Source organism: Thalassospira marina (genome assembly GCF_002844375.1).
In the GTDB taxonomy this organism is placed as follows: domain Bacteria; phylum Pseudomonadota; class Alphaproteobacteria; order Rhodospirillales; family Thalassospiraceae; genus Thalassospira; species Thalassospira marina.
In genome coordinates this window covers 2,669,767-2,683,311 of sequence record NZ_CP024199.1, presented here as the reverse complement: position 1 = coordinate 2,683,311, position 13,545 = coordinate 2,669,767, and the positions used below count along the sequence as shown (strand labels likewise).

The 13,545-nt window shown below is 54.0% G+C and carries 10 protein-coding genes and 1 tRNA gene; 6 read left to right on the top strand and 5 right to left on the bottom strand.

Translation table 11 applies throughout. From position 1 onward, the window contains the following. Nucleotides 1-105: 105 nt before the first annotated feature. Both glpD and CSC3H3_RS12225 read left to right on the top strand, forming a co-directional pair. Nucleotides 106-1,683, top strand: a complete 1,578-nt coding sequence (glpD, locus tag CSC3H3_RS12230) for a glycerol-3-phosphate dehydrogenase (RefSeq protein WP_101284987.1) — start codon at nt 106-108, stop codon at nt 1,681-1,683. Between the two features lie 129 nt (nt 1,684-1,812). Next, complete coding sequence (locus CSC3H3_RS12225; RefSeq protein WP_101284986.1) at nt 1,813-3,669, top strand: Na/Pi cotransporter family protein; 1,857 nt, start codon at nt 1,813-1,815, stop codon at nt 3,667-3,669. Between the two features lie 111 nt (nt 3,670-3,780). On the opposite strand, the gene CSC3H3_RS12220 is transcribed toward CSC3H3_RS12225, so the two are convergent. Both CSC3H3_RS12220 and CSC3H3_RS12215 read right to left on the bottom strand, forming a co-directional pair. After that, complete coding sequence (locus tag CSC3H3_RS12220) at nt 3,781-4,266, bottom strand: GNAT family acetyltransferase (RefSeq protein WP_101284985.1); 486 nt, start codon at nt 4,264-4,266, stop codon at nt 3,781-3,783. Between the two features lie 268 nt (nt 4,267-4,534). Next, nucleotides 4,535-5,251 (bottom strand): hypothetical protein, encoded by a 717-nt coding sequence (locus tag CSC3H3_RS12215; RefSeq protein WP_101284984.1) that lies wholly within the window; start codon nt 5,249-5,251, stop codon nt 4,535-4,537. Between the two features lie 209 nt (nt 5,252-5,460). Between CSC3H3_RS12215 and CSC3H3_RS12210 the strand changes: the two genes are divergently transcribed. The 3 genes from CSC3H3_RS12210 (at nt 5,461) to CSC3H3_RS12200 (ending at nt 9,350) form a co-directional block, all read left to right on the top strand. Beyond that, nucleotides 5,461-6,186 (top strand): response regulator, encoded by a 726-nt coding sequence (locus CSC3H3_RS12210; RefSeq protein ID WP_101264560.1) that lies wholly within the window; start codon nt 5,461-5,463, stop codon nt 6,184-6,186. Further along, a complete protein-coding gene (locus tag CSC3H3_RS12205) occupies nt 6,183-7,898 on the top strand; it encodes an ATP-binding protein (protein ID WP_245881103.1) in 1,716 nt (571 codons plus the stop codon). The genes CSC3H3_RS12210 and CSC3H3_RS12205 overlap by 4 nt, the downstream gene beginning before the upstream one ends. Before the next feature lie 147 nt (nt 7,899-8,045). Next, nucleotides 8,046-9,350, top strand: coding sequence for an adenylate/guanylate cyclase domain-containing protein (locus CSC3H3_RS12200; protein WP_101264559.1), 1,305 nt, complete (start codon nt 8,046-8,048; stop codon nt 9,348-9,350). Nucleotides 9,351-9,511: 161 nt separating this feature from the next. Here the strand turns inward: CSC3H3_RS12200 and CSC3H3_RS12195 are convergent, their stop codons facing one another. Together CSC3H3_RS12195 and CSC3H3_RS12190 are read right to left on the bottom strand one after the other, a co-directional pair. Then, nucleotides 9,512-10,594: an RNA polymerase sigma factor gene (locus tag CSC3H3_RS12195; RefSeq protein ID WP_157831888.1), complete on the bottom strand. Its 1,083-nt coding sequence runs from the start codon at nt 10,592-10,594 to the stop codon at nt 9,512-9,514. A 769-nt stretch (nt 10,595-11,363) separates the two neighbouring features. Further along, nucleotides 11,364-11,439, bottom strand: a tRNA-Thr gene (locus CSC3H3_RS12190). Between the two features lie 389 nt (nt 11,440-11,828). Here CSC3H3_RS12190 and CSC3H3_RS12185 point away from each other — a divergent pair. Continuing rightward, a complete protein-coding gene (locus CSC3H3_RS12185; RefSeq protein WP_101284982.1) occupies nt 11,829-12,605 on the top strand; it encodes a class II glutamine amidotransferase in 777 nt (258 codons plus the stop codon). A gap of 35 nt (nt 12,606-12,640) precedes the next feature. Here CSC3H3_RS12185 and CSC3H3_RS12180 read toward each other — a convergent pair whose 3' ends face one another. Further along, the gene (locus CSC3H3_RS12180; RefSeq protein WP_101284981.1) at nt 12,641-13,414 is read right to left on the bottom strand and encodes a DeoR/GlpR family DNA-binding transcription regulator; all 774 of its coding nucleotides are present in this window, start codon (nt 13,412-13,414) and stop codon (nt 12,641-12,643) included. Nucleotides 13,415-13,545: the final 131 nt, after the last annotated feature.

Here is a 13,545-nt window from a genome sequence, read left to right as displayed (position 1 = left end):
ATCGCGCGCGGCTGATATGTTCAAAATGTCATAATGTCGATCTTGAAAAATTTTCGTAAATGAACTAAATGAAGGTCGTTCACAAAAATCAGCAAGGTCAGAAAAATGTCAGTCCCATCGCAAAAACCGGAAACCCCGTTGGACAATGCCGCCAGCAGCCAGGGCGAGTATGATCTGGTCGTGATTGGTGGTGGTATTAACGGGACGGGCATTGCGCGCGATGCGGCAGGGCGTGGCCTGCGCGTGTTGCTGTGTGAAATGAATGACCTTGCCAGTGCGACATCCTCGGCCAGCACCAAGCTTATTCATGGCGGTTTGCGGTATCTGGAACATTACGAATTTCGCTTGGTACGCGAAGCCCTGAAGGAACGTGAAGTTCTTTGGGGCAATGCGCCGCATATTATCTGGCCGTTGCGCTTTGTGTTGCCCCACGTGCCGGGCCTGCGCCCGACATGGATGATACGGCTGGGCCTGTTTTTATATGACCATCTGGGTGGCCGTAAAAAACTGCCGGCAAGCGAAGGCATCAACCTTGCCAGCCACGAGGTCGGCCAGCCCTTGCGCGGGGATTTGCGCAAGGGTTTTGTTTATTCTGATTGCTGGGTCGATGATGCGCGGCTGGTGGTTTTAAATGCCATGGATGCCCGCGAACGTGGCGCAGAAATTTTAACCCGCACCGAATGCGTGGGGGCCAAACGCGCGACTGATGGCTGGGATGTGACGTTGCGCGGTAAAGATACCGGTGTGATCCGTCAAGTACGTGGCAAGATGCTGGTAAATGCCGCCGGGCCATGGTGCGCAAGCCTGATTGACCCGGAAAATGGCGCGGTCGAAGCGCAAAAGCGTGCAGCCATCCGCCTGGTCAAGGGCAGCCATATTGTTGTGCCCAAGCTGTTTGATCACGATAAATGCTATATCTTTCAAAACCCGGATGGCCGCATTGTTTTTGCCATTCCCTATCAGGGTGATTTTACCCTGATTGGCACCACCGATGTCGATTACAAGGGCGACCCGGCCAAGGTCAAAATCGACGAAACCGAAATTTCCTATCTGTGCGAACTTGCGACCAGCTATTTCAAGACGCCAGTGACGCCGGAAAATGTGGTCTGGAGCTATTCTGGTGTGCGGCCGCTTTATGGTGGCGAAAGCGAAAATGCCTCCAAGGTTTCGCGCGATTATACCCTTAAGCTTGATGATGCCGCGGGCAAGGCACCGCTTTTGAATGTGTTTGGCGGCAAAATTACGACCTATCGCAAGCTGGCCGAACATGCGCTGCAGATCATCAGTCGCAAATTGGCGCGCGATGATCATTCCTGGACGGAACGTGCCCCGTTGCCCGGCGGCGATTTGCCTGGCGGTGATTTTGAAGCTGCCCTTGTGCATTATGGCCGCCAATATGGCTGGGTGCCCAAAACGATGCTGCGCCGTTTGCTGCGCGCCTATGGCAGCCGGATGATCCACATTGTGGGCGAAGCACGGTCATTGGCCGATCTGGGCCGGTTTTATGGCCATGACCTTTATGAAGCCGAACTGCATTACCTGATTGATCAGGAATGGGCGCATGATGTGGAAGACGTGATCTGGCGTCGTTCCAAGCTTGGTTTGCGCCTGAACCGCGATGAAGTTGCCGCGCTTAAACAACGCCTGGAACAGGGTGACGGCACCGCCCGTGCCGCGCAATAGGGTGCCGGGCTGCTGTACGTTAAGGCTATGACGAGCGGATATTTTTCGCGTTGTATTTGATCTATTCCAAATGGAACAGGCCGCCACATCTATAGAGTGGCGGTCTGTTTTGTTTGGTGGATGGTGTAAATGCAGGGCAAATCTGCGCTCCGATTGTTGGTTTTATCTGGTTTGATGCTGGTTGCCCTGTTGGTGGTGGCACCGATGGGCCATGTTTGGGCCGCTGTGCAGGCGGTGGCGGGGACGGCGGCTGCAGTTGAAAATGGCACTGTTGACGGTACGCCAGAGCTTCACACCGGCTGGATGATGATCCAGCTTTTTGGTGGGCTGGCGCTGTTTTTATATGGCATGGACCATCTTGCCGGGGCATTGCGGGTGCTGGCCGGGTCAAAGTTGCGGTTGTTTTTGGGGAAGATGACGCGCAACCGTTTTGTTGCCGTGATATCGGGCGCGGTGATTACCGCCCTGTTGCAGTCATCATCGGTCACCACGGTTTTGGTGGTTGGCTTTGTTTCTGCCGGATTGATGACATTGTCGCAATCCATCGCCGTGATCATGGGGGCCAATGTTGGCAGTACCCTGACTGCGCAAATCATTGCCTTTCGGGTGGATGAAATTGCGCAGATCCTGATTGCGGTGGGCTTTGCGGCGATGTTTTTCATTCGCATCGAACGCTGGGCGCAAATTGGCAGGGCGGTTTTGGGGCTGGGTTTGCTGTTTTTCGGCATGGGCATGATGGGGGCCGCGATGGAACCCTTGCGCCATTATGACCCGTTCATTGCCGCCATGGCGCAAATGACCAACCCGGTTCTGGGCATTGCCATTGCCGCGCTGTTTACCGCACTGGTGCAGTCCAGTGCTGCAACAACGGGCATTGTTATTGTGCTGGCCGGGCAGGGCTTGCTGGGCCTTGATGCCGGTATTGCCCTTATTTTCGGGGCCAATATTGGCACCTGTGTTACCGCGCTTTTGGGCACCATTGGCAAAAATCGCGATGCCCTGCGCACGGCGGTTGCCCATGTATCCTTTAACGTGATTGGCGTTTTGATCTGGTTGCCGCTTATTCCGCTGCTTGCCGAAATTGTGCGCGATATTACCCCGAGCCATGCGGGTGCCGGTGGGGCCGATATTGCCCGGCAAATTGCCAATGCGCACAGCATTTTCAATATCCTGAACGTTATTCTGATGGTTGGCTTTGTACCGGTGATGGCGCGCATGATCAAACGCCTGGTACCAGACCGTAAAGAGACCGAAAATATTGCCGATATGCGCCCGAAATACCTGAATGACGATATGATTCACACACCTGCAGCGGCCCTTGTAGTGATGAAACAGGAAGTGTTGCATATGGGGGAAATTGTGCGCGGCATGGCAAAGCAGGGCCATCATTGCCTGGTGCATCATGATCCCCGACATTTACAGGGTATTGCCGAACAGGATGATGGCGTGGATGCCTTGCAGGAAGCCATTGTTGCCTATGCCGTTCGTCTGCGCCACGAAGATGCATCCCCAACCGATCGCGCCCGGCTGGAGGAACTGGTTGCTGTTGCGAACAACCTCGAGGCCATTGGCGATATCGTCAGCGAGGAACTGGTGGATTTGTTAACACGGTTAACCCGCCTGGGGCGCGAACCCGATAGCGAAACCACAGACGGGCTTTTAAGCCTGTATCGCGATGCTGAAACGGCACTTCAGGCCAGCCTGCGCGCACTGGAAGACGAAGATGCCCCGCGTGCCGAAGCCCTGATTGCCGGAAAAGCCGCGTTTAGTGCCCGTCTGGACCAGCTTCAGTTGGCGATTGCCGAAAAGGTGGGAACAAGTGCTGAAGATGTGAAACTGTATCGACTGGAAATATCGGTGATTGAACGTATTCACCGCCTGTTTACTCGCACCCGGCGCATTGCACGCAACAGCCTGCATCTGGCGCACAATACGGCAAGCCTGTCTGGCCCGGCGGCGACAAGCAGTGCCGAGGCTGCTGAATAAAACGGATGCCGCCAATATGAAACCGACAGCCTTGCGATCAAATCGGGCTGCCGGTTTTGTTTTGGGAATCATAACGCCGCGGGGCTTTGAATGCGGGCGGGGGGGGGGATATTATGCGTCTGCTTCGGGTGGGGCAAAGGCACCGCCGCGATCGGCAGGAGGGGTATCAATATCTTTTTGCATCACGGTAACATCAAGCGCGCGATAGCCGAGATGACGGTAAAAATCCTGCACGACGCTGTTTTCTGAACGCACCATCAGCTGCATGCGCCAGACACCATGTTCGCGCAGCCAGTTTTCGCCCTGGCGCATCAAACGGCGACCAAGGCCGGTTTTCTGGTGGCTGTTGGCGACGGCAACGTAATAAATCCAGCCGCGATGGCCATCATGGCCCATCATGACAGTGCCAACGATGGTGCCGTTAACATCTTCCCATACCAGCAGGGTGGAATTGTTTGAACTGATGGCAAATGAAATGTCCCAGGCTGGCGGATTATAGGGGCGGTATAGATTGGTTTCCTGCCAAAGTGCTGTAATCGCGGGGATATCATCAAGCAGGGCAGTGCGGGGATGGGCGTTGATTTCCGAAATCGTCATGGCGCGGTCCTTCTAAAAAGAAAGGATTAGCGAAAATTTTCCGGCCGTCAATTGCTGTTGGCAGGGGCAGTTTAAAAACAGTTTGCCAAAAAGAATGGCCCCGTCACTGACAGGGCCACGAGTTTGTCCGGAAATTCATATCGGTTGGGGTTGAAACGCCGGACGAAAAGAAGCCATTTGCACTTGCTGGCAATGCGGAGGGGGAAGGTCCGGGTGAAGAAAAGCAAAATGCGTTTCGGCTTCTTTTATGAAAATCTGCAGGCTGCCCTTACATTGGCTTCGGGCCAAAATCGTGACCAAACATACGGCCACCATCAACCGGGCGGGCGGTAACGCTGCTTAGTTCAACTTCGCGGACAATATCGCCGCCTTTATTGGTGATGGTCGCGACATAGGTGCCACGATCCGTCTGGCTGATTTTGCCAAGTACAAGGTCACCCTTGCCGCGCAGCAGAACAGCGGCTTTGGTCAGGGTTTCCATCTGGCTGGCATCATATTTGTGATCGAAGCGGTTTTTGCGGTCCGGTTTGCCCAGCATGTGGCGCAATTCACGAAATTCCTTGCGTGCGGGCAGGCCGGTATAGGCATCCAGGGTTAAATCCTGCACCAGATCACCCTTGGTATTAAGAAGGGCGAGGGTTATTTGCTTGCCATCCTTGCTGGCTTCGACAGTGCCGGTTTTAAGGTCGTTATTGCCGTGGCGTAGTAACATGGCGTCGATCAGCAGGCGTGCTTCGTCGGTGGAAAGCGGGGTGTCGCGTTTCATCATGGCTTTCATGTCGCCATGATGGCCGCCGAAACCCTTTTTCATATCGAAACCACCATGATGGAATTTGCCACCCTGGCAATCGCCACCTTTGCCGTCATGCATTTCGGTGCGCATTTCATCGGGGCCAGCCTGTGCCAGTGCGGACGCGGTGGGGATAACACCCAGCGTGGTGGCAATAATGGCAGCGGTAATCATCAGTTTGCGGGTCGTGTTCATATTATCCTCGTCACGTTGGGTGAACCGTTTGACAAGGCCATCTAACCCTAAAATTGTCGCGAAATGATCCCGGTTGGACGCTAAAATGGTCGCAGACTGTCGCAATCTCCGGCTTTGCGACAGTCTGATACAAATTGGCAGTTATCGCATTGCGTATCGGTGCGTTAAGTTTGCATCCTAAGATGCCACCAACAGCAGGACATGACGGAATGTCGGATACAGCACATATTCTGGTTGTCGATGACCATCGTGATATTCGCGATCTGATCGGGCGTTATTTGCGCCAGCATGGCTACCGTGTCAGCCTGGCAGCCGATGGTCGCGAAATGCGCAAGCTTTTAAGCGATGAAATCATGCCGGACCTGGTTGTGCTTGATGTCATGATGCCCGGCGAAGACGGGCTTAGCCTGTGCCGGTGGTTGCGCGAAAGTTATGATATCCCTGTTGTCATGCTTACCGCCCTTGGCGAGGAAACCGACCGGATCGTTGGTCTTGAAATGGGCGCGGATGATTATCTGGCAAAGCCGTTTAACCCGCGCGAACTTCTGGCCCGTATCAAGGCCGTGTTGCGCCGGGCGCAAAGCCTGCCCACGGGCCGTAAACGCCCCCTTGCCGGTGGCGAAGTGTTTTTTGATCGTTGGATCCTTGATCGCAACCGCCACGAATTGCGCAATGATGAAGATATGGTAATGCCGCTTAGTGCCGGGGAATTTGCCCTTTTAAATGCCTTTGTCGAACATCCGCGTATGGTGCTGACGCGCGATCAGCTGCTTGATATCACCAAGGGCCGCGAAGCAGCCCCCTTTGATCGCAGCATTGATAACCAGGTTAGCCGCCTGCGCAAAAAAATCGAACCGGACCCGAAAAACCCCGTCATTATTAAAACCGTCTGGGGTGGGGGATATATGCTGACGGTGGATGCAGTCTCGCAATGAAGCGGTTTTTATTTCGTCTTTGGCCCCGGACCCTGACAGCCCAGCTTATCGCGCTTCTGCTAGGTGCGGTCATTCTGACCCATGTTGTGCTCGCAGTATTGCTGGCCGAGGAACGCCATGATGCGGTTTTATCCGAACGGCGCGGCGGGGCGCTGGCGCGTGTTGCGGCCATTTCGCGCATTTTATCGACCACGCCACGCGAAAACTGGCGCGATGTTTTGCGTGTGGCGCAAAGCCCGCAATTCCAGTTGCGCCTTCTAAACGAACCGATGGTTTATGGTGAAACAACGGATGTAACCCGCCTTCTGGCTGATCGGGTCAATACTGCGCTGGGTAATCCGCCAGTGTCCGCACGGGTCAGTTTCCTGTCGGAAAGCGATTGCCGCAGCGAACGCCATCGCGAGCATGAACGCATGCACGAAATGGAAAAGAAATATGAAAAGTTGGGCAAGGAATATCTGGAATACAAGAAACTGAAATTCCACCGTTTCTTTAGCAACATTTCCTGCGATGGCCCGCCGGTCATGGGGGTTGCCGTGCCGGTTTTTGGTATTGCGGATGGCGATGTAACCCCACCTGTTTTGCCCGAAGATGTGACCGGCGAAGATTTTGACATGATCGCCAAGGCAGCGCCGCATACGGATGCGAATGCTGATGACGCTGATCACGATGATGAAGCAGCAACGGCACAGGGCAAGGGGGACGTCGTTGCTAAAAGCCCCGTTGATGGTGTCGTTTCGCCAGATGGTACTGCGCCGGGTCATGTCGCTGCCACTGCCAATGCAACGCCGATGATCTGGCTTGATGCGCGGATCAATAATTTTTCGCCGCCGCCCTGGGTGGTATTTCAAAGTCTGGTGCGGGTGGCTTTGTCGGCCATATTGATTGGTATTATCGCCTTTTTTGTTGCGCGGCGCATTACCCGCCCGTGGAAGGCGTTGGCCGTTGCTGCCGATCGTGTTGGGCGCGGGGATTTTCCCGAACCGGTGGCCGAAACCGGGCCGCTTGAAATTCGCCATGCGGCGCGCGCCTTTAACCGCATGACTGCGCGCCTGCGCCGCTTTGTTGAAGACCGGACCCGCATGCTGGCTGCTATCTCGCATGATCTGCGTACGCCGATTACAAGCCTGCGTCTTCGGGCTGAATTTGTTGAAGATCAGGAAAATCGGCGTAAGATTATCGAAACTCTAAATGAAATGGAGCAAATGGTGGCGGCAGCCATGACATTTGCCCGTGAAGAAACGGCTGATGAAAAAACACGCAAGATCGATCTTGTGGCATTGGTCGAAGCCTGTTGTGCAGACCTTGAAGAAACCGGACATCCGGTTACATTTGACTCTGAAGTTGAACATTTTTCCTATGCCTGCCGTCCGCTTTCGATCAAACGTGCGCTGGGCAACCTTTTGGCAAATGGCCTTGCCTATGGGGAAAATGTTTTCGTGACTGTGGCAAAGGCCGATGATGGCGGCCTTTGGATTGATATTTGTGACGATGGGCCTGGTATTCCCATTGATCAGCGTGACCGGGTATTCGAGCCGTTTTTCCGACTGGAGGAATCGCGCAATCAGGAAACCGGTGGCATTGGTTTGGGGCTGGCAATTGCCCGAACCGCCATTCGCGCGCATGGCGGCGAGATCTATCTGGAAGATGCAGCACAGGGTGGTTTGCACGCCCGGATCTATCTGCCGGCACCGGTTTTGTCCCATGCCTGATCGTGTTGCATTCATTGGCTGAAATGGCAGTGTCTTTCCTGTTTCGCATGGCTGCCATTCTTTTTTGAATTTGTGATTGCGCTTTGTGGTGTTTCGACCATTTAAGCGGTGTAACAAAAATGAAAAATTGTAGGACGGAGCGTGCCGATGGCGCAGCAGAGCAAACAGTTCGGTAATGTCACGTCATTACCCGGAACAAATTCAGCCCTGTCCGGGGGCGGATTTGTGCGGTCGGTCAATGACTGGCTGATGGAAAGCGCCTTGCAGGATACCGATATCGACGAGGTTATTTCCGGCATGGTATCGCGCCTTGTGGCCGCGGGCCTGCCGATTGACCGGGTCATGGTTGGTTTTAAAACCCTTCATCCCCTGTATGAAGGTGTAAGTTATATCTGGTCAAAGCCGACCGGGCAGGTTGAACGCTCCTTCCATTTGGGGGTGCGTGAAAATAATCCGGACTGGAACGCCAGCCCGATGAAATGGATGATCGATAACGGGGTGACATTTTTGCGCCGCCATCTGATTGGCCCGGGTGCAATTCTTGATTTTCCGGTTCTTAAAACCTTCCGCGAAGTCAGCGGGACCGATTATCTGGCGCTTGTTACCCCCTTTGTCACCGACCGTGATAGCGAGTTGGGTGAAAATCGCATTTTCATGACCTATCTGACCAGCCGTCCCAGTGGTTTTACCGACGAAGACCTTGCCATTCTTTCGGCCATTCAGCGCCGTTTTGCCGTGACCTGCAAAATGCGCATCATGCATGACGAAACCAAAACCATCCTGGAAACTTATCTGGGGTCGGATGCCGGGCATCGGGTGCGTGATGGGCAAATCAAACTGGGCGACAGCACCAAAACCCGCGCCGTTATCTGGTTTTCCGATATGCGCAATTCCACGGCAATGGCAGCCCATGTTGGTGATGATGCGTTTTTAGATCAGATGAATGCCTTTTTTGCCGCAACGGCGGGCGCTGTTCTGGGGCATGGTGGGCAGGTGCTGCGATATATTGGTGATGCAACACTGGCCATTTTCCCGATCCGCGATGATGAAGGTGATTTGGAACAGGCCTGCCACGCAGCCCTGTATGCCGCCGCCGAGGCCCAGATGAATATTGAAAACCTTAATCGCGGCCGGGCCGAACAGGGCCTGCCGGAATTTGATTATGGGCTGGGCATGCATGTAGGCGATGTTGTTTATGGCAATGTTGGCGTTAAGGAACGGGTGGACTTCACCGTGGTTGGCCGTGCCGCAAATGAGGCATCACGCATTGAAAAGCTGACCAAACAGCTTGGCAAGCGCGTGTTGGTCAGTGCGCCGGTGGCAAAGTTCATTTCCTGCCCGACGGAAAATATCGGCGAATATGAATTGCAGGGCACGGGAACCCGCCTCAGCCTTTATGCGCCGGACTTCAGCGAAGCCTGCCAGCGTCTCGAATTGCTACGCGCCGGTTAATCTGGCGTGACTTGCCTGCGTTTGGGCGCGGGGACACGAAGATGATTTAAATGGCGGCAGGGAAAACCTGCCGCCATTTTTGTTGCTCATGTCCGGGCTTATCGGGTGTTGATTTTATTGTTGGTGGTTTGCGAAAAACGGGTAACCCCTCCGGGGCGGAACTATCGTATATCGCAGCCTTTCAAATGATCACGGGCAAGCTGCACCCGTTTACGCACAGCACAATTGGTTAGGCCCAGATTTTCGGCAATTTCGTCATAGGACTGGTCCTGCACGCAGCGCATTAAAAGCGGGCGGCGCAGTTTTTCCGGCAGGTCTGACAGGGCGCGTTCCAGATTGGAAAACATCTCGCCGGTCAGGGCTTTCTGTTCGGGGGTGGCGACATCCTGGCGTGAAATGCTGGGTTGGGATTCGTCCTCGGTATTGTGGGTTTCTTCGTGATATTCGGCTTTGCGCCGGTTTTGCCGGTGCAGATCGATGCAGGCATTGTGCACAATGCGCGAAAGCCAGGCGCGGTGATTGCGAATCTCGTCCATCGATTCTTCAAATTTCACCGATGCTTTTACCATCGCTTCGGAAAGGGCATCTTGCGCATCATCCATATTCCCCGACATCAGTTTCAGGCATTGCCGTAAAAGGCTGTCACGCTGGGCAATCCATAATGGCCAGAAATTGGGCGCCATTGATGCCGCGTAGGTCTGGGGATCACACCTTGTTTCAATATCCGGTGTGGCATCTCCTGGCCGGACGACCAGGGCCGGATTGGTTGTGGTTTCCCGAACGTGCTGTATCTGACCCTTGGCCTGCGGGCTTTCCACGGGAAGGTGGGGTAGCAGGCTTTGGCTGATTGCATTTGGCCAGGGGCTGTTATCGACCGTGCAGGGGCGTTGATATTGCCAGTTGGCATCAAAATGCCCTGCCGACATATGGGTGTTTTGTGGTAGGGCCCAGTTGTTGGCGCGCAGTTCGGGAATTGTTGTGTCCCGATAATTTTCCGGGGCGTGTTCCTGACCGACGCCGGGGCTGCTTGGGTGCGGTATTGCCGGTTCGATGGATTGCAGGCCCGTGGTCAGGGGCGATTGCGCATGGTGTGAATGCGCGTGAAAGGTGCTGGTGTTGCAGGTGTTGCAGTGTAACGTGTGATCCTGCTGAACGGATTCTTCCGCATGGGTTGTATTTTTGCTGCGCGCAATGCTGCGCCAATAGGCAAAAAAAGATGGTGGCTCCATATAGGTCGGGGTCACGCTCGGATGACCCTCGTTGGTTGCGGTTAGTGCGGTGTGTAGCTGCCGTGTCGGTAAAATATAATGCAGTGTAACTGCGTCTCCGGCCTGTCTGAAATTGATTTTATTGCGATAAATATTACCCACCACAAGTCTCCCCTGATTTTAAATACAACTTAAAATTGTGCGCTGTATTCGCCTTCAAGTATGACGTGGCGTCGTTTGAATTGTGATGTTTTTTCTATTTTGCACGTTATGGTTGTAATTTGACCAAACTTTTTACGTGCCATGGGCCCAGCAGGGCAAATGGAGGGGATATGGCGCAGGGGCTGCACCGGACCGTGGTGCAATATGCGACTCTATTTCCGATTGTTCAGTGCGAACGGGCACACCAAACGTCAATGCATGACGAAATTTCCGGGTTTCTGCCTCCTATGATCCTGGTCTGGTTCTGCGCATCTGTTTGCCCCTGTAGCGGGTAGCGCTATGGGCGCAGCCGTTTTTGCAAATGACGTATCCGCGCGTCATTTGTGAAAACTTTTCCCAAAATTTTTTGCGGGCAGGTTACCGACGTGTGAGATGCAAAACAGAGAGGGGGGGCTGGTTGTGGCCGGGGGCAGAAGGTCTGTCTAAGGCCCCAGAGCATGTGACAGTGATAATATGTCGTGGCTGATGCGGAGAGTTGCATGCAGAGGCGAAACACAGGGCAGCGTGCGAGCGATTGGGCCAGAAACAAAAAACCCGTCTTTGCACGGCGGACCGGCATTGACGGGTTTTTGTAAGGCCAAAATGGTGCTGGTGATAGGATTTGAACCTACGACCTACGCATTACGAATGCGCCGCTCTACCAGCTGAGCTACACCAGCACGACTCATTTTGTGGCGCGGAAAATACGGATAATCCGACGACATGGCAAGTGCTTTATTTGTATTTCCCGGGCCTTTTACATTTCGCGTTAGCAGATAACGGCCTTCTGCCATTTTAAACGGCGCTAAACTGGTATTGGATTTCTCGCCAGTGGCACGATGCTATTTATCAAGTGTGTTTAAAGCATTGATCAGGCTGCATCAGGGATATTCCATCCTCCAACGCCAGCAACTATGCAGTTGGATGTGATTGTGTGGGGTGTCGCATGCCAGCCATGCGGGGTGTCGCAGGTTTAAAATGGTTATAGAACATTGACCGCACTGTAGTTTGGCGGCATAGATTGGGCCCTGGTCCTGACCTGTCGGGCAAAATCGGGGAGAGAGCATAAATGTGCCGTTGGTTGAGTTATATCGGGGAGCCTGTTTACCTCGATAGTCTGGTATTTGAACCCAAACATTCGCTGGTGGCGCAAAGCCTGCACGCCGAAGAGGCTAAAACGCCAACCAATGGCGACGGCTTCGGGATTGGCTGGTATGGCCATCGCAATACTCCGGGCCTGTATCGCGAAATTCTGCCGGCATGGAATGACGCCAACCTGCAATCACTGGCGCATAATATTGAATCAGGGCTGTTTTTTGCCCATGTCCGTGCATCAACGGGTACTGGTACCAGCCGTGCCAATTGTCATCCTTTTGCGTTTGATAAATACCTGTTCATGCATAATGGGCAGATTGGTGATTACCGGCTGGTTCGGCGTGAACTGGAAGCCCTGATTGACGACAAATATTACTGTTCCCGCCAGGGCACGACCGATAGCGAACTGATTTTTTACCTGATGCTGAGCTTCGGGCTGGAAAATGATGCTCAGCGGGCCATTCGCAAGGCGATTGAAACGGTGGAATCGGCAATGAAGCGCCACAACATTACCGCGCCATTCCGTTTTACCGCCTGCCTGAGCGACGGCGAAAACCTGTGCGCCGTGCGTTACGCCAATGATGACAAGCCGCCATCGCTTTATTACCGCAAGCGCGGCAAGCAGGTGATTGTGGTGTCAGAGCCGCTTGATACTGAAAGCGATAGCTGGATCGCCGTCGACCCCAACCAGTGCCTGCGCATTTCCGGTGATTTGACAGTGTCCAAGGAAATGATCCTGGACGTCGTGTGATGCCGGTTCTTGGCGACGTGCCTGCAAAATACCCATCATGACGCAATAATGAGGCTGGTGCGGGATTGCACCAGCCTTTTTTGCAGGGCATCGGATGGTGGTGAATTCAAAATGACGGTGCGAAAATCGCTGGCATGGCCGTCACGGCACAGGGCCTTGCGGCCGATTTTACGGTCATCGACCAGCAAAATTGCATGGTCACAGCATTGCACCAGGGCGCGACGTGCGCGGACCTCATCCATGTTGAAATCCATCAAATCGCCTTCGGGCGCCATGCCACCCACACTGACAATGCCAAAATCGGCGCGGTAACAGCCAAAGAAATCGGCGCTGTCAGCACCAATAACATCGAGATCGCGGGTGCGTATGGTGCCGCCCGACAGGCGCAAGGTCACACCCGGCGCATTTTGCAGTGTCAGCACCACATGAATATTGTTGGTCAGCACCGTTAAATTGCGATGTTGCACCAGGCTTTGTGCCGCCAGTTCGGCCGTCGTGCCGGTGCCAATGGCAATGGTGCAGCCTTCGGGGATCAGGCTGGTCAGTTTTGTTGCCAGCGCGCGTTTGCCATTGCGGTTCCAGACTTCGCGATTTTCATAGCTGGTATTGTCCGGTGCCGGTGCTGGACCGGCCTTGCCATGGCGGCGAAAAATTCGCCCCTGTTCCTGTAAGTCGCGAAGATCGGTCCGGATTGTTTGCACCGATACATTGAACCGGCGTGCCAGTTCCTCGACAGCCATGAAGCCACAGGTTTTGACCAGTGCGACAATGCGGTCGCGACGGTTTTCGATGGGCACGGGACGGGGCATCTAACAACCTTTAATGTTTTCGCACGAAAGTTTCAGTTTCGCTTTGATGTGATTATAGCGATGCGAAAAAGCGGCTGAGAAGCCCGTAATCACAGTTGAAACATTAAATTCTCAGCTTTGTCACACAACTG